Origin of the sequence: Streptomyces achromogenes subsp. achromogenes (assembly GCF_000720835.1) — a bacterium.
In the GTDB taxonomy this organism is placed as follows: domain Bacteria; phylum Actinomycetota; class Actinomycetes; order Streptomycetales; family Streptomycetaceae; genus Streptomyces; species Streptomyces achromogenes.
In genome coordinates, this window is record NZ_JODT01000005.1 from 192,269 (window position 1) to 216,610 (window position 24,342).

The following is a 24,342-nucleotide window of genomic DNA, read 5'->3' on the forward strand; positions in this document are numbered from 1 at the left end:
GCCGGAAACCGGCGTCCCCGCCCGCCGGTTGGGCGGCGGGCGGGGGTGCGGGCGAGGGGGCCGTCAGCGGGTGGCGCGGTTGACGGCGGAGACGACCGCCTTCAGGGAGGCGCGCGTGGTGTTCGCGTCGATGCCGATCCCCCACAGGACCTTGCCGTCGATCGCGCATTCGATGTACGAGGCGGCCTGCGCGGAGGCGCCCTCGCTCATCGTGTGCTCCTGGTAGTCCAGCAGGCGTACGTCGATGCCCAGGGTGTGCAGGGCGTCGAAGAAGGCCGAGATCGGACCGTTGCCGGAGCCGGTCAGGACGGTGTCCCGGCCGTCGACGGTGGCCTCGACGGTGAGGGTGTCCACGCCGTCGGTGTCCGTCGTGGACTGGCCGGTCCTGACCTGGATGCGGCCCCAGGGGTTGTCCGGGTTGGGCAGGTACTCGTCCTGGAAGACGGCCCAGATGTCCTTCGGCGTGATCTCGCCGCCCTCGGCGTCGGTCTTCGCCTGGATGATCCTGGAGAACTCGATCTGCATCCGGCGCGGCAGGTCCAGCTTGTGGTCGTTCTTCAGGACGTAGGCGATGCCGCCCTTGCCGGACTGGGAGTTGACCCGGATGACGGCCTCGTAGGAGCGGCCGACGTCCTTGGGGTCGATGGGCAGGTACGGCACCGCCCACTCGATGTCGTCGACCGTGACGCCCCTGGCCTTCGCCTCGGCCTCCATGGCGTCGAAGCCCTTCTTGATGGCGTCCTGGTGGGAGCCGGAGAAGGACGTGTAGACCAGGTCGCCCACGTACGGGTGGCGCGGGTGGACCTCCATCTGGTTGCAGTACTCCCACGTACGGCGGATCTCGTCGATGTCGGAGAAGTCGATCTGCGGGTCGACGCCCTGGGAGAACAGGTTCATGCCCAGGGTGACCAGGTCGACGTTGCCGGTGCGCTCGCCCTGGCCGAACAGGCAGCCCTCGACGCGGTCGGCGCCGGCCATCAGGGCCAGCTCGGCGGCGGCGACGGCCGTGCCGCGGTCGTTGTGCGGGTGCACGGACAGGCAGACGTACTCGCGGCGGGAGAGGTTGCGGTGCATCCACTCGAAGCGGTCCGCGTGCGTGGAGGGGGTGGAACGCTCCACGGTGGCGGGCAGGTTGAGGATGATCTCGCGGCCCGGGCCGGGCTGCCAGACGTCCATGACCGCCTCGCAGACCTCCAGGGCGAAGTCCAGCTCGGTGTCGGTGAAGATCTCCGGCGAGTACTGGTAGCCGAACTCGGTCTCGGGACCCAGCAGCTTCTCGGCGTACTCCATCACCAGACGGGTGCCGTCGACGGCGATCTGCTTGATGTCGTCCTTGGAGCCGCGGAAGACGACCCGGCGGAAGACCGGCGCGGTGGCGTTGTACAGGTGGACGGTGGCGCGCCGGGCACCCTTGAGGGATTCCACCGTGCGCTCGATCAGGTCCTCGCGGGCCTGGGTCAGCACCGAGATCGTGACGTCGTCCGGGATCGCGCCCTCTTCCTCGATGATCGAGCGCACGAAGTCGAAGTCGGTCTGGCCGGAGGCGGGGAAGCCGACCTCGATCTCCTTGTAGCCCATCTTCACCAGCTGGTCGAACATCCGGCGCTTGCGCTCGGGCGACATCGGGTCGATCAGCGCCTGGTTGCCGTCGCGCAGGTCGGTGGAGAGCCAGCGGGGCGCGGCGGTGATCCGCTTGCCGGGCCAGGTGCGGTCCGGGATGTCGACCTGCTCGTAGCGGCCGTACTTGTGGATCGGCATGGGGCTGGGCTGCTGGCGGTTGGCCATGATGCGTGGGCTCCTCGGGGTGTCCCGGATATCCGGACGGACGGCCGACGACGCAACGCCAGAGCTCCGCGGGGAGGGAGTCGGCCTCGACTACAGACCCTCGCCGCGGCAGCTAAGAAGAAGCAGCCAGGAACGCATGATGCTCCGCAGCCTAGCCGAGCCGTTCCGGACGCGCGGGCCTGTCCCAGTATGCGGGACCCCACGGCGAATCCGGACAAAAAGTGCGCCAGCCCACATCGCCGTACCACAACGTCACGCTGCGTGGCCATCGTTGTCCGGGTATTTCACCAATCATGGTGGCAGGTAGTGACAGTGAGGTCACACAATGCGATGGTTCCAGTTATGACCAGCAACGGGGGCTTCGAGCCCGTCTTCTGCACGATCGTGCCGCCGCACGTCCTCGACCAGCTCGCCCGGAACGACGACCCCGCCCTGTCCGGCCCGGCCCGCCGGTCCCTGGAGCACGACGCCTACCAGCGCACCAAGAGGCGCCTGACCACGGTGATCGGCGCCGCCGCCGTCGCCCCGCCCGAGGGCGCCGCCGACGACCGGCCGCACCGGACGATCTACGACGCCGAGCACACCCAGGACCTGCCCGGCACCAAGGTCCGCGAGGAGGGCTCCGAGCCCGGCTCCGACGCCTCCGTCAACCGGGCCTACGCGGGCCTCGGCGCCACCTTCGACCTGTATCTGAAGGTGTACGGCCGGCGCTCCATCGACGGCAACGGCATGCCGCTGGACGCCACCGTGCACTTCGGCGAGGGCTACGACAACGCCTTCTGGAACGGCGAGCAGATGGTCTTCGGCGACGGGGACAACGAGGTCTTCCTCGACTTCACCATCCCGGTCGACGTCATCGGCCACGAGCTGACCCACGGCGTCACCCAGCACACCGCCAACCTGGACTACCACGGCCAGTCCGGCGCGCTCAACGAGTCGCTCTCCGATGTCTTCGGCTCGCTGATCAAGCAGTACACGCTCGGCCAGACCGCCGCCGAGGCCGACTGGCTGATCGGCGCCGGGCTGCTCGCCCCGCGCGTCACCGGCACCGCCCTGCGCTCGATGAAGGCCCCGGGCACGGCGTACGACGACGACGTCCTCGGCAAGGACCCGCAGCCGGCGCGGATGGAGGACTACGTCCGCACCAGCCGCGACAACGGCGGCGTGCACATCAACTCCGGCATCCCCAACCACGCCTTCTACCTGACCGCCACCGCCCTCGGCGGCCACTCCTGGGAGAAGGCCGGGCAGGTCTGGTACGACGTGCTGACCGGCGGCGACCTCAAGGAGGACGCCCAGTTCACCGACTTCGCCACGCTGACGGTGAAGGCGGCCCGGGAGCGGTACGGCGCCGGGGACGAACTGCGGGCCGTGCAGAAGGCCTGGGAACAGGTGGGGGTGCGCACGCTGTAGTTCCGTACTAGACACGTAGCCATGCGTATTCGAGTACGGCGTACAGGCGGTTTCGCGGGCATCGAGCGCGAGGCCGAGGTGGACACCTGCGACCGGCCCGACGCCGAGGAGTGGCAGGCCCTGGCCGGGCGCGTCCTCGCGTCCGGCCGGAGCGCGCCCCCGGCGGGCGTCCCGGACGGTTTCAGCTACGAGATCACGGTCGACGGCCGCACGGTGTGCACGGCCGATCCCCGGCTCACCGACGACGAGAGGGAGTTGGTCGCACGAGTGCTGAAGGAAGGCGCGTGACGAGGCGTTGACTTCCGTCGCCGGGGATGCGGATGATCCCGCCCATGGCGACTGACGCAGGCACCGAGATACCCCGGTTCCCGGCCGGCTTCCTGTGGGGCGTGTCGACCTCGGCCCATCAGATCGAGGGCGCGGCCGACGTGCGGGAGCCGTCCGTCTGGGACGAGTTCACGGCCGGTCCGGGGCGGGTGCGGGACGGCTCGACGGCGGCGGTGGCCTGCGACCACTACCACCGCTACACCGAGGACGTGGCCCTGCTCGCGGGCCTCGGCGTGGACGCGTACCGCTTCTCCGTCTCCTGGCCCCGGGTGAACTCCGCCGGCGGCCTGGACTTCTACGACCGCCTGGTGGACGAGCTGTGCGCGGCGGGCGTACGGCCCGTGCCCACCCTCTTCCACTGGGACCTGCCCGCCTCACTGGACTGGCTGGACCGGGACACGGCGTACCGGTTCGCCGACTACGCGGCGGTGGTGGCGGACCGGCTCGGCGACCGGGTGGCCACCTGGATCACCCTCAACGAACCGGCCGAGCACACCCTGCTGGGCCATGCGATCGGCGCCCACGCCCCCGGCCGGCGGCTGCTGTTCGACGCCCTGCCCGCCGCCCACCACCAGCTCCTCGCCCACGGCCTCGCCGTGCGGGCGCTGCGCGCGGCCGGCGCGGCGGACATCGGCATCGCCAACTCCCACGGCCCGGTATGGCCCGCGTCCGACGACCCGGCCGACATCGCGGCCGCGGACCTCTACGACACCCTGCTCAACCGGCTGTTCGCCGAGCCGGTGCTCCTGGGCGCGTACCCGGAGGGCCTGGCGGAGCTGATGGGCGACAACGCGGCGGAGGATCTGAAGGTGATCGCCGGACCCGTCGACTGGTACGGCGTCAACTACTACGCGCCGTCCCGGGTGGGTGCGCCCGGGGACGGCAACGGCGAGTACGGCGGCCTGGCACTCCCCGCCGAACTGCCCTTCTCGGTGCGGGAGATCGAGGGCTACCCGGTGACCGACTTCGGCTGGCCGGTGGTCCCCGAGGGCCTGACCGAACTCCTCACCGGCTTCCACGACCGCTACGGCGACCGGCTCCCGCCCGTCCTCATCACCGAGAACGGCTGCTCCTACGAAGGCGTCGACGACCAGGACCGCATCGCCTACCTGGACGCCCACATCCGCGCCGTCCACAGCGCCCGCGCCGCCGGTGTGGACGTCCGCGGCTACTTCGTCTGGTCCCTGCTGGACAACTTCGAATGGGCCGAGGGCTACACCCGCCGCTTCGGCCTGGTGCACGTGGACTACGCGACGCTGACGCGCACCCCGAAGGCGTCGTACCACTGGTACCGGGAGGTGCTGCGGGCCCAGCGCCGGTGAGACCTCAGAAGCCCAGCTTGCGCAGCTGCCTGGGGTCGCGCTGCCAGTCCTTGGCCACCTTGACGTGCAGGTCCAGGAAGACCGGCGTCCCCAGCAGCGCCTCGATGTGCTTGCGGGACTTGATGCCGACCTCCTTCAGCCGCTTGCCCTTGGGGCCGATGATGATGCCCTTCTGGCTGGGGCGCTCGATGTAGACGTTGGCGTGGATGTCCAGCAGCGGCCGGTCGGCGGGGCGGTCCTCGCGCGGGAGCATCTCCTCCACGACCACCGCGATGGAGTGCGGCAGCTCGTCGCGTACGCCTTCCAGCGCGGCCTCGCGGATCAGCTCGGCCACCATCACCTGCTCGGGCTCGTCCGTCAGATCGCCCTCGGGGTAGAGCGCGGGCCCCTCGGGAAGCATCGGGATGAGCAGGTCGGCCAGCAGGTCCACCTGCTTGTCGCCGACCGCCGACACCGGCACGATCTCCGCCCACTCGATGCCCAGCTCCTTGCCCAGCTGGTCGATGGCGATCAGCTGCTCGGCGAGGGTCTTGGGGTCGACCAGGTCGGTCTTGGTGACGATCGCGACCTTCGGCGTCTTCTTGATGCCGGCCAGTTCCTTGGCGATGAACCGGTCACCGGGGCCGAGCTTCTGGTCCGCCGGCAGGCAGAAGCCGATCACGTCGACCTCGGCCCACGTCGTGCGGACCACGTCGTTCAGCCGCTCGCCGAGCAGCGTGCGCGGCTTGTGCAGCCCGGGGGTGTCGACCAGGATCAGCTGGGCGTCCGGCCGGTGCACGATGCCCCGCACCGTGTGCCGGGTGGTCTGCGGGCGGTTGGAGGTGATCGCCACCTTCTGCCCGACCAGAGCGTTCGTCAGGGTGGACTTGCCCGCGTTGGGGCGGCCCACGAAGCAGGCGAAGCCGGCGCGGTGGACGGACTCGGCCGGCTGCTCGGAAGTCTGGGTGCGAACGCTCATGCCGCCCATTGTCCCTGATCCACGAAGCGGCGCCGTACCACCGCCGCCCACCGCCCCCGCCGGTGAGCTTCCGGAAACCCGGCGGCAACGAAACGTCACGGAAACACACCCGTACGCGACCGGAAACGCACACCGGTGACCCTCGTGCGCAGCCCCACGCCCGTTGGAGACGCCCGTGATCCTCGCCGCACCCCACGCCGACACCGGCGACACCGCCTGGCTGCTCGCCGCGACCGCCCTCGTCCTGCTGATGACCCCGGGCCTGGCCCTGTTCTACGGCGGCATGGTCCGCACGAAGAGCGTCCTCAACATGCTGATGATGAGTTTCGTGTCGATCGCCCTGGTCACGGTGGTCTGGCTGGCGGCCGGCTACTCCCTGGCCTTCGGTGACGACCTCGGCGGCGGCCTGCTCGGCGGTCTGGAGCACGCCGGGATGCGCGGCCTCGGCCCGGACAGCGTCCACGGCACGGTCCCCACCGTGCTGTTCGCCACCTTCCAGCTCACCTTCGCGATCATCACGGCCGCGCTGATCAGCGGCGCGGTGGCGGACCGCACGAAATTCTCGGCGTGGCTGGTCTTCGTCCCGGTGTGGACGCTGCTGGTATACGTTCCGGTCACCCACTGGGTGTGGGGTCCCGGCGGCTGGGTCACGGACCGGCTCGGCGCCCTCGACTTCGCCGGCGGGCTGCCGGTCGAGATCACCTCCGGTGCCTCCGGGCTCGCCCTGTGCCTGGTCCTCGGGCCCCGGCTGGGCTTCAAACGCGACGCCATGCGCCCTCACAACCTGCCCATGGTGGTCCTGGGCGCCGGGCTGCTGTGGTTCGGCTGGTTCGGCTTCAACGCCGGTTCCGCGCTCGGCGCGAACGGCCTCGCCGCCGCCGCGTTCCTCAACACGCTCGCCGCCGGCTGCACCGGCCTGCTCGGCTGGCTCTTCGTCGAGCAGCGGCGCGACGGCCACCCGACCACCCTGGGCGCCGCCTCCGGCGCGGTGGCCGGCCTGGTCGCGATCACCCCGTCCTGCGGCACGGTCTCCCTGCTCGGCGCGCTGGTCGTGGGGCTGGCCGCCGGTGTCGTCTGCTCCTACGCGGTGAGCTGGAAGTTCAAGCTGGGCTACGACGACTCCCTGGACGTGGTCGGTGTCCACCTGGTCGGCGGGATCATCGGCACCGTGCTGATCGGCCTGTTCGCCGAGAAGGCCATGACCGGCGGCGCGCAGGGCCTGTTCCACGGCGGCGGGCTCGCCCCGCTCGGCCGGCAGCTGCTGGCGGTGGCGGCCGTGGCGGCGTACGCGTTCTCGGTGACGTACGGGCTGGGCAAGCTGCTCGACAAGGCGCTGGGCCTCCGGGCGAGCGAGGAGCAGGAGTACACCGGTCTGGACCTTACGGTGCACGCCGAGACCGCATACGATCACGGCGTCCTGGGCCACGGCGCCCCGGTCTCCCACTCCGCCCCGCTCACCGTCCAGAAGGTCGAGTCCCAGGCATGAAGCTCATCACCGCGATCGTCAAGCCGTACCGTCTGGACGAGGTCAAGACCGCCCTGCGGGAGCTCGGGGTGCACGGGATGACCGTGACCGAGGCCAGCGGCTACGGCCGGCAGCGCGGGCACACCGAGGTCTACCGGGGGGCCGAGTACCGGGTCGACCTGGTGCCGAAGGCGCGGATCGAGGTGGTCGTGGAGGACGCGGTCGCCGACGACGTGATCGACGCGGTGGTCGGCGCCGCCCGGACCGGGAAGATCGGCGACGGAAAGGTGTGGGCCGTGCCCGTCGAGACGGTCGTCCGGGTGCGGACCGGCGAGCGCGGGCCCGACGCGCTCTGACCGGCAGCGCCCCGGGGACGGTGACCCGTACCGTGCCGTCGGGGGCGGCGAGCAGGACCGGGGTGCCGGTGCCGCCGAGGTCGGCCACGGCGGACAGGTCCTCGGCCGGCACCGACTCCGCGTCGCTCACCACGGCCGCCGCCTCCAGGGACCGCGCCCCCGAGGCCACGGCCATCGCGACGGCGGTCCGCAGCGCGCTCAGCTTCAGCGAGGGCAGCTCCACCGTCCCGGCGACATACGTGCGCCCGGTCTCGTCCCGTACGGCGGCGCCCTCGGGCACGACGTTGCGGGCCCGCGCGGAACGGGCCAGGGTGACGATCTTGCGGTCCTCGGGGTCAAGCCCGGTGCTCTCGGTCATGCCCCGAGCATACGAAGCCGCGCCGGGCCCGCCCCGCCACGGGTGCGTCACGGCCGGTCGAGCCGCAGCCGCTCCGCGCGCGGCAGCCCCGCCACGACCAGGTCGTAGGAGTCCTCGATCAGCTCCCTGACCAGCCGGTCCGGCAGCGCCCCGTCGACGGTCACCGTGTTCCAATGCCGTTTGTTCATGTGCCAGCCGGGCACGATCAGCCCCTCGTGCTCGGCGCGCAGCCGGATCGCGTCCTCCGGGTCGCACTTGAGGTTGACCGTCAGGGGCCGCGCGTCCAGCGTCGTCAGGGCGAACATCTTGCCCAGCACCTTGAAGACCGAGAACTCCGGGCCGAACGGGAAGTCCTCCACCGCCGCGTTGAACGACAGGCAGAAGGCGCGCAGCTCCTCGGGGGTCACTCGGCCTTCTCCTCCTCGGCGGCCGGCACGGGGACCGGCTCGACCAGCACCGTGACGATCTTGTTGCGGCGGCCGGCCGCGGCCTCCGCCGTCAGCCGCAGCACCCGCTCGTCCGGCAGCCGCACCTCGGCGGACGCGCCGGCGATGGGCACCCGGCCGAGCGCCTTGGCGAGCAGCCCGCCGACGGTCTCCACGTCCTCGTCGTCGTACTCCTCCAGGCCGTACAGCTCACCGAGGTCGGTGATGTCCAGGCGGGCGGTGACCCGGAAGCGGTCGTCGCCGAGGTCCTCCACGGGCGGCAGTTCCCGGTCGTACTCGTCGGTGATCTCGCCGACGATCTCCTCCAGGATGTCCTCGATGGTGACGATGCCGGCGGTGCCGCCGTACTCGTCGATGACGACGGCGACGTGGTTGCGTTCCTTCTGCATCTCGCGCAGCAGGTCGCCGGCGTTCTTGGTGTCGGGCACGAACACGGCCGGGCGCATCGCCGTGGACACCAGGTCGCCCTCCGCCTCCCGGCTGATGTGCGTCTTGCGGACCAGGTCCTTCAGGTACACGATCCCGATGATGTCGTCCTCGCTCTCACCGGTGACCGGTATCCGTGAGAAGCCGGACCTGAGGGCCAGGGTGAGGGCCTGGCGGATGGTCTTGAAGCGCTCGATGGTGACCAGGTCGGTGCGCGGCACCATGACCTCGCGCACCAGGGTGTCGCCCAGTTCGAACACCGAGTGCACCATCCGGCGCTCCTCGTCCTCGATCAGCGACTCCTTCTCGGCGAGGTCGACCAGCGCGCGCAGCTCCGCCTCGGAGGCGAAGGGACCGTGCCGGAAGCCCTTGCCGGGCGTGAGCGCGTTGCCGATGAGGATCAGCAGGGAGGGCACCGGGCCCATGATCCGGGCCAGCGGCAGCAGCACATAGGCCGCCGCGGTCGCGGTGTGGATCGGGTGCTGGCGGCCGATGGTGCGCGGCGAGACGCCGACGGCGACGTACGACACGAGGACCATCACGCCGAGGGCGACCAGCAGGGCCTGCCAGGTGGCGGAGAACTCCCGGAGGCAGGCGTAGGTGACCAGGGTCGCGGCGGCCATCTCGCAGGCCACCCTGACCAGCAGGGCCACGTTCAGATAGCGGGTGGGGTCGGCGGCGACCTGGGCGAGCCGGGCACTGCCGCGCCGGCCGGACTTCACGGCCTCCTCGGCGCGGAAGCTGGAGACACGGGCGAGGCCCGCCTCCGCACAGGCGGCGAGCCAGGCCACGACGACGAGCGCGATCGCGCCGAGCACGAGCTGGAGGGACATGCGGCCCGCTTACGAGACGGTCGGCGCGGGCGACGGGCCGGTCAGGCCGCGCTCGGCCCGCCAGCCGTCCACGATGGCCGCCTGGAGCCCGAACATCTCGGCCTTCTCGTCGGGCTCCTCGTGGTCGTACCCGAGCAGGTGCAGCACGCCGTGGACGGTGAGCAGCTGGAGCTCCTCGTCCATGGAGTGCCGGGTGGGCGCTTCGGCGCCCTGCCGGGCGGCGACCTCCGGGCACAGCACGATGTCGCCGAGCAGCCCCTGCGGCGGCTCGTCGTCGTCCTTGGACGGCGGCCGGAGCTCGTCCATGGGGAAGGACATGACATCGGTGGGGCCCGGCAGGTCCATCCACTGGATGTGCAGCTGCTCCATGGCGTCGGTGTCCACGACGATCACCGAGAGCTCGGAGAGCGGGTGGATGCGCATCCGCGCGAGCGCGTAGCGGGCGATGTCCAGGATCGCCTGCTCGTCTACCTCGGTGCCGGACTCGTTGTTGACGTCGATCGACATGGTCGTGCTGGTCTACTTCCCCTTGGAGCCTTTGGCACCGGTGCCCCGGCCGCCCTTGGGCGAGCCGCCGTTCTCGGTGCCGTGCCGGCTGTCGTACTGCTCGTACGCGTCGACGATACGGCCCACCAGCTTGTGCCGTACGACATCGTGGGACGACAGCCGGGAGAAGTGGACGTCCTCGACGCCTTCGAGGATCTCCTGCACCTGGCGCAGGCCGGACTTCTGCCCGCCGGGCAGGTCGACCTGCGTCACGTCACCCGTGATCACGATCTTGGAGTCGAAGCCGAGGCGGGTGAGGAACATCTTCATCTGCTCGGGGCTGGTGTTCTGGGCCTCGTCCAGGATGATGAAGGCGTCGTTGAGCGTGCGGCCGCGCATGTACGCGAGCGGCGCGACCTCGATCGTCCCGGCGGCCATCAGCCGGGGGATGGAGTCCGGGTCGATCATGTCGTGCAGCGCGTCGTACAGCGGGCGCAGATACGGGTCGATCTTCTCGTAGAGGGTGCCGGGCAGGAAGCCGAGGCGCTCGCCCGCCTCCACCGCCGGGCGGGTCAGGATGATCCGGTTGACCTGCTTGGACTGCAGGGCCTGCACGGCCTTGGCCATGGCCAGGTAGGTCTTGCCGGTGCCGGCGGGGCCGATGCCGAAGACGATCGTGTGCTTGTCGATCGCGTCGACGTACCGCTTCTGGTTGAGGGTCTTGGGGCGGATGGTGCGGCCACGCGAGGACAGGATGTTCTGCGTGAGCACCTGCGCCGGGGTCTCGGGCCCGTCGTTCGTGCCGTTCTCGCTCGCCTTGAGCATGGCGATCGAGCGTTCCACTGCGTCCTCCGTCATCGGCTGCCCGGTGCGGAGCACCAGCATCATCTCGTCGAACACGCGCGAGATCAGGGCGACGTCGACGGGGTCGCCGACCGCGCTGATCTCATTGCCCCGGACATGGATGTCGGCCGCCGGGAAGGCCCTCTCGATCACGCGCAGGAGGGAGTCGCCGGAACCCAGCACGGTCACCATGGGGTGCTGGGCGGGGACGGTGAACTGCGCTCTCGCCTGCTCCTGCGCGGGGGTGTGAGCTGTCGGTGTCTGTGTCATGGGCCGGCGCTGAAGGCCTGCGCTTCCTCCTCGTCACGGCCGCACGGCTGACGGCGGCCTCGCACAGTCCAGGGTACGACGGGGGACTGACAACGCCGTAGGGCTTTTCCTACGACCGTTTTTCCGGCCCGCCGTGCTCCCGTCCCGTGCGCTCCGCTCAGGCCGAGCGGCCGAACCCGATGGTGGGCACGGCCCGGCGCAGCGGCCAGGGCCGGTCCAGCCGCCGGGGGACGAGGTCCTCCAGGAAGGCGTACCGCTCCAGGGCCATCGGATCCTGCCCGGGCAGGGACCGCACCTCGCGCCACCACGCCCCGATCTCCGACCAGCCGGGCGCGGACAGCGAGCCGCCGAACTCCTGCACCGACAGCGCGGCCGTGAGCCCGGCGAAGGCCAGCCGGTCGGCCAGCGGCCAGCCGGCCAGGGAGCCGGTCACGAACCCGGCGACGAACACGTCCCCGGCCCCGGTGGGGTCCAGCGCCCGCACGGCGATCGCGGGGACCTCGGCGGCCTCCCCGGTACGCCGGTCCACCGCGTAGGCGCCCTCCTCTCCGAGGGTCACCACGGCCACCGGCACGCACTCGGTCAGCGCGTGCGCGGCGGCCCGGGGGCAGTCGGCGCCGGTGTAGCGGCGCGCCTCCTCCGCGTTGGGCAGGAACGCCTCGCAGTACCTGAGGTCGGGCAGGCCGGCCAGATCCCAGGCGCCCGTCTCGTCCCAGCCGACGTCGGCGAAGATCCGGGTGCCCGCGCGGGCGGCCTCGGCGATCCACGGGTCGCCGCGGCCCGGGGTGAGGGAGGCCACGGCGGCCCGCGCGCGGGGCGGCCGGGCGGGACCCCCGTCGGGGCCGAAAACGGCCTCGGGCGGCGGCTCGTGGCCGTGCGAGACCATGGTCCGCTCGCCCTCGTAGGCCATGGAGACGGTGACCGGGGAGTGCCAGCCGGGCACGGTCCGCGAGGCCGAGAGGTCGATGCCCTCGCCCTGTTCCAGCGCGTCCCAGCAGTACTCGCCGTAGTGGTCGTCGCCGAACGCGGCGGCGAGCGCGGTGCGCAGGCCGAGCCGGGCCAGGGCGGCGGCCATGTTGGCGACGCCGCCGGGACTGGAGCCCATGCCCCGGGCCCAGGACTCGGTGCCGCGTACCGGCGCCGAGTCCAGGCCGGTGAAGATGATGTCGAGGAAGACCGTGCCGGTGAGGTAGACGTCCCAGGGCGGGTCGCCGGGGGCGCGCAGCGCGGCGAGCGGGTCGACCTGGACCTGGCGGCGCGCTGCCTGGGTGAGGTGTTCCGGTTCCTCTCGGGCGAAGGTGTGCGACGACGTCACGGTGCGCTCCCTGGCGTGGTGCGGTTCCGGCCAGTGTGCACCAGCACGGGCACCGGAATGCCAGGGGCCGGTCACCGGCGGGCCGCGCCGGTCACCAGCGGGGCATCGCCGGGGTGTGCCAGGCGGGGTCGGCGGCGCGCATCGCCGCCGCGTCGTCGCGGTCGCGCAGCGCGCCGTCGTCGTCCGTCCAGCGCCGGTGCAGCCGGGCCAGTTCGTCCCGGTCCAGCTCGACGCCGAGGCCGGGCGCGTCGGACACGGCGACCCGGCCGCCTTCGAAGGCGATGCGCTCGGTGAGGACGTCCTCGGACTGCCAGGGGTAGTGGGAGTCGCAGGCGTGGTGCAGACCGGGGACCGTGGCCGCCACCTGGGTCATCGCGGCGAGGCTGATGCCGAGGTGGGTGTTGGAGTGCATGGAGACGCCGACCCCGAAGGCGGCGCAGATCGCGGCGAGCCGCTGGGTGTTGCGCAGCCCGCCCCAGTAGTGGTGGTCGGACAGGACGACCTGGACGGCGTCCTTGGTGAACGCCTCCTTGATCTCGCCGAAGGTGGTCACGCACATGTTGGTGGCCAGCGGCACGTCGGTGCGGGCGGCCACCTCGGCCATGGCGGGCGTGCCCAGCGTCGGGTCCTCCAGGTACTCCAGGACGTCGCCCAGCTCCCTCGCGACCTTCAGGGAGGTGGCGACCGACCAGGCGCCGTTGGGGTCGAGCCGCAGCGGGTGCCCGGGGAAGGCCTCGGCGAGGGCGCGGACGGCGGCCGTCTCCTGCTCGGGCGGGAAGACGCCGCCCTTGAGCTTGAACGAGCCGAAGCCGTGCCGCCGCTGGAACAGGCGGGCCTGCTCGACCACGCCGGCCGGGTCGAGCGCGGCGCCCCACTCGTCGGGCTCGGCGGCAACGCCCGCCGGGTGCGCGTCCCACTTGTAGAAGAGGTAGGCGCTGTACTCGACGGCGTCGCGGACCTTCCCGCCGAGCAGCGCGTGCACGGGCAGGCCGAGCGCCCGGCCCTGGGCGTCGAGGCAGGCGACCTCGAAGGCGGACAGCACCGACAGCCGCAGCTTGTCGGCGGTCTGCGCCCCGCGCAGACCGCCCGCGTCCGTCCCGCCCTCGACCCGGGAGGCGTCCACGGCCAGGTCGATCCCGAACAGGCCGTTCACGTCCATGACCGAGCGCCCGACGAGCCGTTCGGCCAGCGACCGGGCCGGCTCCAGGTACTTGGTGTCGCCGTAGGTCTCGCCGAGCCCGGTGACCCCGTCGGCGGTGACGATCTCCACGATCAGCCGGGGGGTGTACGGCTGGTGCACGCCCTGGGTGTTGAGCAGCGGGGGGTCGGCCACCAGGATCGGCGTCAGCCACACCTCGGCGATGGTCAGGTCACGGGTCACAGGAAGGCCCCCACCATCTCTCCTCATGAATAACGTCTATATATGAGAACGCAGGCTAGACGATTCTCCCCAGGGCCACCACCCGCAAACGACACCGTGGCCGGGATCACACACCCCGGCCACGGCAGCGGCACGCGGTCCTACGACACGTCGTCCCCGAACTCGTACGCGTCCACCTCGGCGAGGTAGCGGGCCCGGCGCTCCTCGTCGTCCTCCAGGAAGGAGGCGAGGAAGGAGTTGCGGGCCAGCTCGCGCAGCCGGTCCCGGGTCAGGCCCAGGCTCTCGTGCACGGCCGCGAAGTTGTCGCCCGCGTACCCGCCGAAGTACGCCGGGTCGTCGGAGTTGACCGTGCACAGCAGCCCGGCGTCGAGCATGGCCGGCAATGGGTGGTCGGCGAGGGTGTCGACGGCCCGCAGGCGCACGTTGGACAGCGGGCACAGGGTGAGCGGGATCCGCTCCCGGACCAGCCGCTCGACCAGCGCCGGGTCCTCCACGCAGCGCAGCCCGTGGTCGACGCGCTCCACGCCCAGCACGTCCAGCGCCTGGGTGATGTACTCCGGCGGCCCCTCCTCACCGGCGTGCGCGACCCGGCGCAGCCCGAGCGCGGCGGCGGCCTCGTACACCTCGCGGAACTTCGCCGGGGGATGCCCGACCTCGGCGGAGTCCAGGCCGATACCGGTGATCCGGTCCAGGTACGGCCGCGCGGCCTCCAGCGTGAGCAGGGCCGACTCGGCGGACTCGTCCCGCAGGAAGCACATGATCAGCCTGGTGGAGACGCCGTGGTTCGCCTCGCTCTCCCCCAGCGCCCGCCACAGCCCCTCCACGACCGTGCCCATCGACACGCCCCGGGCCACATGGGCCTGCGGGTCGAAGAAGATCTCCGCGTGCCGCACGCCCTGCGCGGCGGCCCGGGCGAGGTAGGCGTTCGCCAGGTCGGCGAAGTCGTCCTCGGTGCGCAGGACGGCCATCAGCTCGTAGTACAGGTTCAGGAAGGACTGGAGGTCCGCGAAGCGGTAGGCCTCGCGGAGGGCGTCGGTGTCCGCGTACGGCAGGCGCACGCCGTTGCGGGCGGCCAGCTCGAACGCCAGCTCCGGCTCCAGGGTGCCTTCGATATGGAGGTGCAGTTCAGCTTTGGGGAGAGGCATCAAAGCATCGTACGGGTGTTTTACCGCCGTTTCGGAAGCGGCACCCGCAGCAGGTCGTGGGCCACGGTCAGCTCCCCGGTGAACCCGGCCGCCCGCGCCTGCCGCCCGAACTCCTCGGGGTCGGTGTAGCGCTGGCTGAAGTGCGTGAGCACCAGGTGCCGCACCCCGGCGTCCCGGGCCACGGCGGCGGCCTGCCCGGCCGTCAGGTGCCCGTGCTCGGCGGCGAGGTCCGCGTCCTCGTCCAGGAACGTGGACTCGATGACGAGCAGGTCGCAGTCCTCCGCGAGCGCGTGCACGCCGTCGCAGAGCCGGGTGTCCATGATGAACGCGAACCGCTGTCCGCGCCGCACCTCGCTGACGTCCTCCAGGGCCACGTCCCCGAGCCGCCCCTCCCGCTGGAGCCGGCCCACGTCCGGGCCCTGGACGCCGTGCGCGGCGAGCCGGCCGGGCAGCATGCGGCGGCCGTCGGGCTCGACGAGCCGGTAGCCGTAGGACTCCACGGGGTGCGAGAGCCGGCGCGCCTCCAGGGTGTACGACCGGGTGACCGCGAGGAGGCCGTCGGCGGCGACCGGGGCCTCGGTCAGGGAGACGGTCTCGCGGTAGGCGGTCGCGTAGCGCAGGCGCTCGAAGAAGCGACGGCCGGAGCGCGGGTAGTGCGCGGTGATCTCGTGCGGCACCCGGTCCAGGTTGATCCGCTGGATGACTCCGGCCAGGCCCAGGGAGTGGTCGCCGTGGAAATGCGTGACGCAGATCCGGTGCAGGTCGTGGGCGGCGACCCCGGCGCGCAGCATCTGCCGCTGCGTGCCCTCGCCGGGGTCGAAGAGGATGCCCTCGCCGTCCCACCTCAGCAGATAGCCGTTGTGGTTGCGGTGCCGGGTCGGGACCTGGCTCGCGGTGCCGAGGACCACCAGTTCACGTACGGACACGGGCGCTTATCCCGGGGGCCACTGGAGGCCGCGGCCGCCGAGGACGTGCGCGTGGGCGTGCCAGACGGTCTGGCCGGCGCCGGACCCGGTGTTGAAGACGAGGCGGTAGCTGTCGAGCCCCTCCGCGTCGGCCACGGCCTTGGTCTCGGCGAGCACGTCCGCGGCCGCCTGCGGCGCTTCGGCGGCCAGGGCGGCCGCGTTCTCGTAGTGGGCTTTGGGGATGACAAGAATGTGGGTGGGGGCTTGGGGATTTATGTCCCGGAAAGCCACGGTTGTCTCTGTTTCGCGAACGATTGTCGCCGGGATCTCGCCCGCGACGATTCGGCAGAACAGGCAGTCGTTCTGCGGCTCTCCGGACATGCGTGTGCCTCCTGTGATCACTACGGTGGGCATCGTAGTCGTTCGGGTGCGGGTCGTATGTGGTTGCTCGCGCCCACGCGGCGGAGCCGCAGATCGGTACCGCCCCGCGCCCCTTAGGTCGGCAAGCCGGGCGGAGTTTTCGCGGGCTGTTCCTCCAGCGCCTCCAGCGCGAGCGCGATCGCCGCGTCCAGCTGGGCGTCCGTGCCCGATGCCCAGTCCTGGGGCCGCTGGACGACCTCCACGTCGGGGTCCACGCCGTGGTTCTCCACGTCCCAGCCGAGGCCCTCCAGCCAGATCGCGTACTTGGGCTGGGTGACCAGGGTGCCGTCGACCAGGCGGTAGCGGCTGTCGATGCCGATGACCCCGCCCCAGGTGCGGGTGCCGACGACCGGGCCGATGCCCAGGGCCTTGATCGCCGCGTTGACGATGTCGCCGTCCGAGCCGGAGAACTCGTTGGCGACGGCGACGACCGGGCCGCGCGGCGCGTCGAGCGGGTAGCTGGTGGGACGCATGCCGCGGGCGAGGTCCCAGCCGATGATCCGGCGGGCCAGCTTCTCCACCACCAGCTGGGAGGTGTGGCCGCCGCGGTTCTCCCGGACGTCCACCACGAGTCCCTCGCGGGCGACCTCCACGCGCAGGTCCCGGTGGATCTGGGCCCAGCCGGGGGCCTGCATGTCGGGGACGTGGAGGTAGCCGAGGCGGCCGGCGGAGGCCGCGTGGACGTGGGCGCGGCGGTCGGCGACCCAGGCGTGGTAGCGCAGGGGTTCCTCGTCGGCGACGGGGACGACGACGGTGTGCCGGGGCTCGCCGCCGCCGGCCGGGGAGACGGTCAGCTCCACCGGGTGGCCCGCCGTGCCGGCCAGCAGCGGCCCCGGGCCCGTCACCGGGTCGACCGGGTGCCCGGCCACCGCGATGATCGCGTCTCCGGGGCGGACCGCGACGCCCGGCGCGGCGAGCGGGGAGCGGGCGTCCGGGTCGGAGGTCTCCGCCGGCAGGATCCGGTCGATGCGCCAGCTGCCGTCCTCGTGCCGGGAGATGTCGGCGCCCAGCAGGCCGTGCCGGGCACGTCCCGAGCCGCCGCGCGGGGTGACGTAGGCGTGCGAGGTGCCGAGTTCGCCGTGCACCTCCCACAGCAGGTCGACCAGGTCGCTGTGGGTGGCGAGACGGGCCAGCAGCGGGCGGTAGCGGTCGAGGATCCCGGGCCAGTCGGCGCCGCCGAGGTCGGGACGCCAGAAGTGGTCGCGCATCAGGCGGCCCGTCTCGTCGTACATCTGCCGCCACTCGGCGGCCGGGTCGACGGTCTGCCGGACCCGGGCGAGATCGACGGTGACGCTGGTGTCGCCGTCGTCGTCGCTGCCGGTGCGGCGGTCGCTGGGCACGACCCGCAGCCGGCCGTCGCTCCACAGCAGCAGGCGTTTGCCGTCGCCGCTGGCCTCGAAGTGGTCGGCGTCGGCGGCGAGGTGTTCCAGGCGGCGCTGGGCGAGGTCGTAGCGCTCCAGCTCGGTGTGCGGGTCGGGGTCCTCGGGGTGGGCGCGGGAGGCGCCGAGGACGCCCCGCACGGGGTGGCGCAGCCACAGGACGCCGTCCTTGGCGGCGCGCAGCGTGGAGTAGCGGCCGGCCTCCACCGGGAAGGGGACTATCCGGTCGGCGAGCCCTTCGAGGTCGACGCGGGTGGCCGGGGTGCCCTCGCTGTCGGGGGTCTCGTCCTTGTCGGGGGTCTCGAAGGGGCGGCCGTGGCGCTGCGGGCCGAACGGCGAGGGGGTGGTGGCGGCCAGGGTGATCAGGTGCGGCCGGGCGCCCACCACGAAGGCGAGGTCGAAGACGTGTTCGTCGTAGACCGGGTCGAAGGCGCGGTTGGAGAGGAACGCGAGGTGTTTGCCGTCGAGGGTGAAGGCGGGCGCGTAGTCCTGGAAGCGCAGCGGGGTCGCCTCGGTGACCGACAGGTCGGTGGTGTGGGCGATGCGCAGCTGGGACAGCGGGCGCGGCCCGGGGTGGGACCAGGCCAGCCAGGCGGAGTCCGGGGAGAAGGCGAGGCCGGAGACCTCGCCGTCGTCGCTGCGGTCGACCTCGCGGACCTCGCCGGTCTCGCGTTCGACCAGCAGCAGCCGGCCGTCGTGCGCGGCGACGGCGGCCCGGCTGCCGTCGGGCGCCATGGCCAGCTCCAGGACCCGGCCGAGCTGTCCGGCGGCCAGCCGCCGCGGCGGGGCGCCGGGGACGGTCCCGGTCGCCGGCGCGAACTCCAGGGCGTCCTCGCCCTCGGCGTCCGTCACCCACACCACCCACTCCTCGCCGTCGGCGCGGAAGGCGCGCGGCAGCCGGGCGCGGACGCCGGGGGTGGCGGCCAGGGCGCGGGCGGGGCCGGAGCGGTGGGTGACCCAGTGGACGCCGCCGCGCACGCAGACGGCGCTGCCGCGCGCGGTGTGGTCGGGGGACGCCTCGCCGAACCAGCGGGAGGCGTTGACCTGGTACGGCCTGAGGTCCACGCGGGGCCCGCCGAGCCGTATCTCCAGCCGGCGCGGCTCGGCGCCCTCCAGGTCGTCCAGCAGCCACAGTTCACCGGCCGAGCTGTAGACGATCCGGGTGCCGTCGCCGGCCGCGTGCCGGGCGTAGAAAGTGTCGAGAGGTGTGTGCCGGCGCAGGTCGGAGCCGTCGGCGAGGGAGGAGTAGAGCGCGCCGGTGCCCTCGTGGTCGGACAGGAACGCGATGCGGTCTCCCGCCCACACCGGGCACTCGATGTTCCCGTCGAGGTCCGCGTGCAGCCGTACGAACTCCCCGGCGCCGTCCTCGCCCCGGGCGGCCCGGTCGATCCACAGCTTGCCCGCCGTGCCGCCCCGGTAGCGCTTCCAGTAGGCGGCCTCGCGGCCCATCGGCGCGGACAGCAGCACGGTGGCCGGGCCGAGGGCGACGCCGCCGACCGGGCCGTAGGGCAGGGTCTCGGCCGGGCCGCCGTCCAGCGGGACGGCGTGCGCCCAGGTGTGCCGGAAGCTGTGCCGGCCGTGCGCGCCGAGCGCGAGCACCCGCCCGTCCGGGGTCCAGCCGCACACCTCCGTACGGGAGTTGCCCCAGTACGTCAGCCGCTTGGCGGGCCCGCCGTCGACCGGGGCGACATGCACCTCGGGGGCGCCGTCCCGGGTGGAGGTCCAGGCGAGGTGCCGTCCGTCCGGGGACAGGCGGGGCCGGGTCACCGGCATGTTGTCGGCGCTGACCCGCCAGGCCCGGCCGCCGTCCAGCGGGGCGAGCCATACGTCGTCCTCGGCGACGAAGGTCACCAAGTCGCCGTGCAGATGGGGGAACCGGAGGTAGCCGGAGCCGTGCGTGTTTCCCGTCGAAGCACCCTGAGTCACCCCGTCACTCTACGCAGCGACGGGCCCGCCCCGCCCCCGGTTTCCGGTCACTCGCGGTCAGCCGCGCAGCAGCAGCCACTCCTGGAGTTCCACCAAGTTGCCCTCCGGGTCCTTCAGATGGGCCACGCGCATGCGGTCGGTCAGGGGCGCCGGGCCGTGCAGCAGGGTCCCGCCCCGGGCCGTGACCCCGGCGCAGTAGGCGTCGAGGTCGTCGACGCGCAGCACGACCATGGAGCGGTGCCCGGTGGCGGTGTCGCCCAGCTCGGCCAGGACCTCGGCCATCATCGAACGGTCCTGGAGGGCGATCCCGGCGGACCCGGTGTGCGGGCTGAACTTCTCGTACGGTCCCCCGGTCGCACCGGACTGCGGCTTCAGACCGAGGACATCGGCGTAGAAGCGGTAGCAGGCGGCGAAGTCGCTGACCAGCAGCCGTACTTGGGCGAGTTCCACGGGTGCCTCCGGGTGGGGTGCTAGGACCAGCGGCCGGTGCGGGCCAGCAGCAGGGCCGTGGCGGCGGTGCCGGCGGTGGAGGTGCGCAGGACGGTCGGGCCGAGGACGTACGGCGTGGCACCGGCCTCGGCGAAGAGCGCCAGCTCCTCCGGGGAGACGCCCCCCTCGGGGCCGACGACCAGCACGATCTCGCCCTCGGTGGGCAGCGGGGCGGTGGCCAGCCGCTCGGTGCCGCTCTCGTGCAGCACGGCGGCGAAGTCGGCGCGGGCGAGCAGCGCGGCCACCTGCTTGGTCGTCGCCGCGTCCGCGACCTCGGGGAAGCGGACCCGGCGGGACTGCTTGCCGGCCTCGCGGGCGGTGGCCCGCCACTTGCCGAGGGCCTTCAGCCCGCGGTCGCCCTTCCACTGGGTGATGCAGCGGGACGCCTGCCAGGGCACGATCGCGTCGACGCCGACCTCGGTCATGGTCTCCACGGCGACCTCCCCGCGGTCGCCCTTGGGCAGGGCCTGGACGACGGTGATCCGGGGGCTCGGCGCCGGTTCCTCGGCCACCGGCTCCCCGCGGACGATCAGCCGGTCCTTGCCCTCGGTGCCCGTCACCTCGCACCGCGCGTAGCGCCCGGCGCCGTCGGTGAGGACGACCTCCTCGCCGGGCCGCAGCCGCTTCACGGACACCGCGTGGCGGCCCTCGGCGCCCTCCAGGACGTACCGGTCGCCGTCCGGCTCGAAGCGCTCCACCACGAAGACGGGGGCGGTCACGCGCCCTCACCCCCCTTACGGGACTCGTCCGACAACGCTGTCCGGGCCTCGGCGAGTTCCGCCGCCAGCACCTCCACCAGCCGCCCGGCCGGCAGCTCCCGGACCATCCGGTGGCCCTGTCCCGCCCACAGCGCCATGCCCTGCGCGTCACCGGCCTGCGCGGCGGCCTTGCGCAGCGGCGCGGTGAGGTGGTGGACGTCCGGGTAGGCGGCGGGCGCGTACGGGCCGTGCTCGCGCAGGAAGCGGTTGACCAGGGAGCGGGCCGGGCGGCCGGTGAACGCGCGGGTCAGCCGGGTGCGCGTGAAGAGGGGGTCGGTCAGCGCCCGTTTGTGCGGGTCGGGCGCGCCGGACTCGTCGGTGGCGAGGAAGGCGGTGCCGAGCTGGGCCGCGTCGGCGCCGGCCGCGAGGACGGCGGCGATCTGGCCACCGCGCATGATGCCGCCGGCGGCGACGACCGGGATGTCCACGGCCTCGCGGACCTGCGGGAGGAGCGACAGCAGTCCGAGGCCGGCGCCGTCGTTCTCGGGCGAGTCGCGGTGGGTGCCCTGGTGGCCGCCGGCCTCCACGCCCTGCGCGATGACCGCGTCCGCCCCGGCCGCCTCGACCGCGCGGGCCTCCTCCGCGGTGGTGGCGGTGACCAGGGTGAGGGTGCCGGCCCGGCGCAGCCGGGCGATGACCTCGCGGTCCGGCACGCCGAAGTGGAAGGAGACCACCGGGACCGGGTCGTCGAGCAGGACGGCGAGCTTGGCGTCGTAGCCGTCGTCCCGGCCGCGGTCCGGGTCGCCCAGCTCCGTCTCGTACCAGGCGGCCTCGCCGGCCAGCTGGTGGGCGTAGACCTCGACGGCGCCGGACTCGGCGAGCTCGGGCTGCGGCATGAACACGTTGACGCCGAACGGGCGGCTCGTGAGCCCGCGCAGCCGCTTGATCTCCTGGTACATCCCGTCGGCGGTCTTGTACCCGGCGGCGAGGAACCCGAGGCCGCCGGCCTCGCAGACGGCGGCGGCGAGCTGCGGGACGGAGACTCCGCCCGCCATGGGTGCCTGCACGATCGGGAGGGGGAAGAGATCGGTCAGCGCGGAGGACATGACCGCATGGTGTCACGTCCCTCGGACCGGCCGGAATCGGGGCATCCCCCGGAACGACCCTGAGACGCCCCCGGCACATCCCGGAGGCGCCCACATGGTTCAGCGGCCGTTGAACGCGTCCTTCAGCCGCGAGAACAGGCCCTGCTGCCCCGGCTGGAACTGGCCCTGGGGCCGTTCCTCGCCGCGGAGCTTGGCCAGTTCGCGCAGCAGGCGCTCCTGCTCGGGGTCCAGCTTGGTCGGGGTCTGGACCTCGACGTGCACGATCAGGTCGCCCCGGCCGCCGCCGCGCAAGTGCGTGACACCGCGGTCGTGCAGCGGGATCGACTGGCCGGACTGGGTGCCGGGCCGGATGTCGACCTCCTCCATGCCGTCCAGGGTCTCCAGCGGGACCTTGGTGCCGAGCGCCGCCGCCGTCATCGGGATGGTGACCGTGCAGTGCAGGTCGTCGCCGCGCCGCTGGAACGTGGGGTGCGGCAGCTCGTGGATCTCCACGTACAGGTCGCCGGCCGGGCCGCCGCCGGGGCCGACCTCGCCCTCGCCCGCGAGCTGGATCCGGGTGCCGTTGTCGACACCGGCGGGGATCTTCACGGTGAGCGTGCGGCGGGAGCGGACGCGGCCGTCGCCGGCGCACTCCGGGCACGGGGTCGGCACGACCGTGCCGAAGCCCTGGCACTGCGGGCACGGCCGGGAGGTCATGACCTGGCCCAGGAAGGACCGGGTGACCTGCGAGACCTCGCCCCGGCCGCGGCACATGTCACACGTCTGCGCGGACGTGCCGGGCGCCGCGCCCTCGCCGTTGCAGGTGTTGCAGACGATGGCGGTGTCGACCTGGATGTCCTTGGTCGTCCCGAAGGCCGCCTCGTCCAGCTCGACCTCGATCCGGATCATCGCGTCCTGGCCGCGCCGGGTGCGCGAGCGCGGCCCGCGCTGCGACGCCGTACCGAAGAACGCGTCCATGATGTCGGAGAAGTTGCCGAAGCCGCCGGCCCCGAAGCCGCCCGCGCCGGCGCCGCCGGACTGCGAGAGCGGGTCGCCGCCGAGGTCGTAGACCTGCTTCTTCTGCGGGTCCGACAGCACCTCGTAAGCGGCGTTGATCTCCTTGAACCGCTCCTGGGTCTTCGGATCCGGGTTGACGTCCGGGTGCAGCTCGCGCGCGAGCCGCCGGAACGCCTTCTTGATCTCATCCTGCGACGCGTCGCGGCGCACGCCGAGAACGGCGTAGTAGTCCGTGGCCACTTACGACTCCGCCAGGATCTGTCCGACGTACCGTGCCACTGCGCGTACCGCTCCCATCGTTCCCGGGTAGTCCATGCGGGTCGGTCCGACCACGCCGAGCTTGGCAACCGCCTCGCCGCCCGAACCGTAACCGACCGACACGACGGACGTGGAGTTGAGTCCCTCGTGGGCGTTCTCGTGGCCGATGCGCACGGTCACGCCCGGGTCCTTGGCCTCGCCGAGGAGCTTGAGGAGCACGACCTGCTCCTCCAGTGCCTCCAGGACGGGCCTGATCGTGAGGGGGAAGTCGTGCCCGAAGCGGGTGAGATTGGCGGTACCGCCGATCATCAGCCGCTCCTCGTTCTCCTCCACGAGTGTCTCCAGCAGAGTGGAGAGCACCGTGGAGACCGTACCTCGGTCCTCTGGCTCGAAGGCGTCCGGCAGGTCCTCGACCAGCATCGGCACATCGGTGAACCGGCGGCCCGCGACCCTGCTGTTCAGCCGGGCCCGCAGGTCCGCCAGCGAGGCCTCGCCGAACGGGGCCGGACAGTCGACCATACGCTGCTCGACCCGGCCGGTGTCGGTGATCAGCACGAGCATCACGCGCGCCGGGGCGAGCGAGAGCAGCTCGACGTGCCGGACCGTGGACCGGGTCAGCGACGGGTACTGCACGACGGCGACCTGCCGGGTCAGCTGCGCGAGCAGCCGCACCGTGCGGGCCACGACGTCGTCGAGGTCGACGGCGCCCTCCAGGAAGTTCTGGATCGCCCGCCGCTCGGGCGCGGTCATCGGCTTCACGCCCGCGAGCTTGTCCACGAACAGGCGGTAGCCCTTGTCGGTGGGGATGCGCCCCGCGCTGGTGTGCGGCTGCGCGATGTACCCCTCGTCCTCCAGGGCCGCCATGTCGTTGCGGACGGTGGCCGGGGAGACGCCGAGGTTGTGCCGCTCGGTGAGCGCCTTGGAACCGACCGGCTCCTCGGTGCCCACGTAGTCCTGGACGATGGCGCGCAGTACCTGAAGCCTGCGTTCACTCAGCATTCGCGCGCACCTCCAGCACGTCGTCCCTCGTCCCATC

The 24,342-nt window shown here is 72.4% G+C and carries 22 protein-coding genes and 1 pseudogene; 5 read left to right on the plus strand and 18 right to left on the minus strand.

The window, feature by feature from the left end:
* Positions 1–63: 63 nt before the first annotated feature.
* Positions 64–1,785, minus strand: a complete 1,722-nt coding sequence (leuA, locus tag IH25_RS0107245) for a 2-isopropylmalate synthase (protein WP_030604888.1) — start codon at positions 1,783–1,785, stop codon at positions 64–66.
* Between the two features lie 342 nt (positions 1,786–2,127).
* On the opposite strand from leuA, the gene IH25_RS0107250 reads away from it, so the two are divergent.
* Genes IH25_RS0107250 through IH25_RS0107260 form a run of 3 tightly spaced genes read left to right on the plus strand, consistent with a single transcriptional unit; the run spans position 2,128 to position 4,847 of the window.
* Positions 2,128–3,198, plus strand: a complete 1,071-nt coding sequence (locus IH25_RS0107250; protein ID WP_030604891.1) for a M4 family metallopeptidase — start codon at positions 2,128–2,130, stop codon at positions 3,196–3,198.
* Between the two features lie 21 nt (positions 3,199–3,219).
* Positions 3,220–3,486: a protealysin inhibitor emfourin gene (locus tag IH25_RS0107255; RefSeq protein WP_030604894.1), complete on the plus strand. Its 267-nt coding sequence runs from the start codon at positions 3,220–3,222 to the stop codon at positions 3,484–3,486.
* A 44-nt stretch (positions 3,487–3,530) separates the two neighbouring features.
* Positions 3,531–4,847, plus strand: a complete 1,317-nt coding sequence (locus tag IH25_RS0107260) for a GH1 family beta-glucosidase (RefSeq protein WP_030604899.1) — start codon at positions 3,531–3,533, stop codon at positions 4,845–4,847.
* Positions 4,848–4,851: 4 nt separating this feature from the next.
* Here the strand turns inward: IH25_RS0107260 and era are convergent, their stop codons facing one another.
* Complete coding sequence (gene era, locus IH25_RS0107265) at positions 4,852–5,805, minus strand: GTPase Era (protein WP_030604902.1); 954 nt, start codon at positions 5,803–5,805, stop codon at positions 4,852–4,854.
* A gap of 175 nt (positions 5,806–5,980) precedes the next feature.
* Between era and IH25_RS0107270 the strand changes: the two genes are divergently transcribed.
* Positions 5,981–7,291: an ammonium transporter gene (locus IH25_RS0107270; RefSeq protein WP_030604905.1), complete on the plus strand. Its 1,311-nt coding sequence runs from the start codon at positions 5,981–5,983 to the stop codon at positions 7,289–7,291.
* The gene (locus IH25_RS0107275) at positions 7,288–7,626 is read left to right on the plus strand and encodes a P-II family nitrogen regulator (RefSeq protein ID WP_030604907.1); all 339 of its coding nucleotides are present in this window, start codon (positions 7,288–7,290) and stop codon (positions 7,624–7,626) included. The genes IH25_RS0107270 and IH25_RS0107275 overlap by 4 nt, the downstream gene beginning before the upstream one ends.
* 16 nt (positions 7,627–7,642) lie before the next feature.
* Here the strand turns inward: IH25_RS0107275 and IH25_RS42165 are convergent.
* The 16 genes and pseudogenes from IH25_RS42165 to hrcA all read right to left on the minus strand — a co-directional run.
* Positions 7,643–7,984: pseudogene (locus IH25_RS42165) on the minus strand (cytidine deaminase); the annotation flags it as partial.
* 47 nt (positions 7,985–8,031) lie between these two features.
* On the minus strand, positions 8,032–8,391 hold the full coding sequence (locus tag IH25_RS0107280; protein ID WP_030604909.1) for an MmcQ/YjbR family DNA-binding protein: 360 nt from the start codon (positions 8,389–8,391) through the stop codon (positions 8,032–8,034).
* Positions 8,388–9,689, minus strand: coding sequence for a hemolysin family protein (locus IH25_RS0107285; RefSeq protein WP_030604912.1), 1,302 nt, complete (start codon positions 9,687–9,689; stop codon positions 8,388–8,390). The genes IH25_RS0107280 and IH25_RS0107285 overlap by 4 nt, the downstream gene beginning before the upstream one ends.
* Positions 9,690–9,698: 9 nt before the next feature.
* On the minus strand, positions 9,699–10,196 hold the full coding sequence (gene ybeY, locus IH25_RS0107290; protein ID WP_030604915.1) for an rRNA maturation RNase YbeY: 498 nt from the start codon (positions 10,194–10,196) through the stop codon (positions 9,699–9,701).
* A 12-nt stretch (positions 10,197–10,208) separates the two neighbouring features.
* The gene (locus IH25_RS0107295; RefSeq protein WP_078844162.1) at positions 10,209–11,288 is read right to left on the minus strand and encodes a PhoH family protein; all 1,080 of its coding nucleotides are present in this window, start codon (positions 11,286–11,288) and stop codon (positions 10,209–10,211) included.
* 157 nt (positions 11,289–11,445) lie between these two features.
* On the minus strand, positions 11,446–12,603 hold the full coding sequence (locus IH25_RS0107300; protein ID WP_030604921.1) for a carbohydrate kinase family protein: 1,158 nt from the start codon (positions 12,601–12,603) through the stop codon (positions 11,446–11,448).
* 91 nt (positions 12,604–12,694) lie between these two features.
* Entirely contained in the window at positions 12,695–13,984 is a 1,290-nt protein-coding gene (locus tag IH25_RS0107305; RefSeq protein ID WP_030604924.1) for a glucarate dehydratase family protein, read from the minus strand.
* 140 nt (positions 13,985–14,124) lie between these two features.
* Complete coding sequence (locus IH25_RS0107310; protein ID WP_030604928.1) at positions 14,125–15,129, minus strand: adenosine deaminase; 1,005 nt, start codon at positions 15,127–15,129, stop codon at positions 14,125–14,127.
* 20 nt (positions 15,130–15,149) lie between these two features.
* Positions 15,150–16,055, minus strand: coding sequence for a ribonuclease Z (locus tag IH25_RS0107315; protein ID WP_030604932.1), 906 nt, complete (start codon positions 16,053–16,055; stop codon positions 15,150–15,152).
* A 6-nt stretch (positions 16,056–16,061) separates the two neighbouring features.
* On the minus strand, positions 16,062–16,415 hold the full coding sequence (locus IH25_RS0107320) for a histidine triad nucleotide-binding protein (protein ID WP_030604935.1): 354 nt from the start codon (positions 16,413–16,415) through the stop codon (positions 16,062–16,064).
* A gap of 113 nt (positions 16,416–16,528) precedes the next feature.
* The gene (locus IH25_RS0107325) at positions 16,529–19,759 is read right to left on the minus strand and encodes a S41 family peptidase (RefSeq protein WP_209445280.1); all 3,231 of its coding nucleotides are present in this window, start codon (positions 19,757–19,759) and stop codon (positions 16,529–16,531) included.
* A gap of 57 nt (positions 19,760–19,816) precedes the next feature.
* On the minus strand, positions 19,817–20,209 hold the full coding sequence (locus tag IH25_RS0107330) for a VOC family protein (RefSeq protein WP_030604941.1): 393 nt from the start codon (positions 20,207–20,209) through the stop codon (positions 19,817–19,819).
* Between the two features lie 20 nt (positions 20,210–20,229).
* Positions 20,230–20,967: a 16S rRNA (uracil(1498)-N(3))-methyltransferase gene (locus IH25_RS0107335; protein WP_030604943.1), complete on the minus strand. Its 738-nt coding sequence runs from the start codon at positions 20,965–20,967 to the stop codon at positions 20,230–20,232.
* Positions 20,964–22,052 (minus strand): nitronate monooxygenase, encoded by a 1,089-nt coding sequence (locus tag IH25_RS0107340; RefSeq protein ID WP_030604946.1) that lies wholly within the window; start codon positions 22,050–22,052, stop codon positions 20,964–20,966. The genes IH25_RS0107335 and IH25_RS0107340 overlap by 4 nt, the downstream gene beginning before the upstream one ends.
* Before the next feature lie 99 nt (positions 22,053–22,151).
* A complete protein-coding gene (gene dnaJ / locus IH25_RS0107345; RefSeq protein ID WP_030604949.1) occupies positions 22,152–23,288 on the minus strand; it encodes a molecular chaperone DnaJ in 1,137 nt (378 codons plus the stop codon).
* Positions 23,289–24,305: a heat-inducible transcriptional repressor HrcA gene (hrcA, locus tag IH25_RS0107350; protein WP_030604953.1), complete on the minus strand. Its 1,017-nt coding sequence runs from the start codon at positions 24,303–24,305 to the stop codon at positions 23,289–23,291.
* Between the last annotated feature and the right edge of the window lie 37 nt (positions 24,306–24,342).

Excerpts from the sequence above, each read along its gene's own strand:
- leuA (WP_030604888.1), bottom strand. The coding sequence starts at position 1,785 with ATGGCCAACCGCCAGCAGCCCAGCCCCATGCCGATCCACAAGTACGGC.
- IH25_RS0107250 (WP_030604891.1), top strand. The coding sequence starts at position 2,128 with ATGACCAGCAACGGGGGCTTCGAGCCCGTCTTCTGCACGATCGTGCCG.
- IH25_RS0107255 (WP_030604894.1), top strand. The coding sequence starts at position 3,220 with ATGCGTATTCGAGTACGGCGTACAGGCGGTTTCGCGGGCATCGAGCGC.
- IH25_RS0107260 (WP_030604899.1), top strand. The coding sequence starts at position 3,531 with ATGGCGACTGACGCAGGCACCGAGATACCCCGGTTCCCGGCCGGCTTC.
- era (WP_030604902.1), bottom strand. The coding sequence starts at position 5,805 with ATGAGCGTTCGCACCCAGACTTCCGAGCAGCCGGCCGAGTCCGTCCAC.
- IH25_RS0107275 (WP_030604907.1), top strand. The coding sequence starts at position 7,288 with ATGAAGCTCATCACCGCGATCGTCAAGCCGTACCGTCTGGACGAGGTC.
- IH25_RS0107285 (WP_030604912.1), bottom strand. The coding sequence starts at position 9,689 with ATGTCCCTCCAGCTCGTGCTCGGCGCGATCGCGCTCGTCGTCGTGGCC.
- ybeY (WP_030604915.1), bottom strand. The coding sequence starts at position 10,196 with ATGTCGATCGACGTCAACAACGAGTCCGGCACCGAGGTAGACGAGCAG.
- IH25_RS0107295 (WP_078844162.1), bottom strand. The coding sequence starts at position 11,288 with ATGACACAGACACCGACAGCTCACACCCCCGCGCAGGAGCAGGCGAGA.
- IH25_RS0107310 (WP_030604928.1), bottom strand. The coding sequence starts at position 15,129 with ATGCCTCTCCCCAAAGCTGAACTGCACCTCCATATCGAAGGCACCCTG.
- IH25_RS0107320 (WP_030604935.1), bottom strand. The coding sequence starts at position 16,415 with ATGTCCGGAGAGCCGCAGAACGACTGCCTGTTCTGCCGAATCGTCGCG.
- IH25_RS0107340 (WP_030604946.1), bottom strand. The coding sequence starts at position 22,052 with ATGTCCTCCGCGCTGACCGATCTCTTCCCCCTCCCGATCGTGCAGGCA.
- hrcA (WP_030604953.1), bottom strand. The coding sequence starts at position 24,305 with ATGCTGAGTGAACGCAGGCTTCAGGTACTGCGCGCCATCGTCCAGGAC.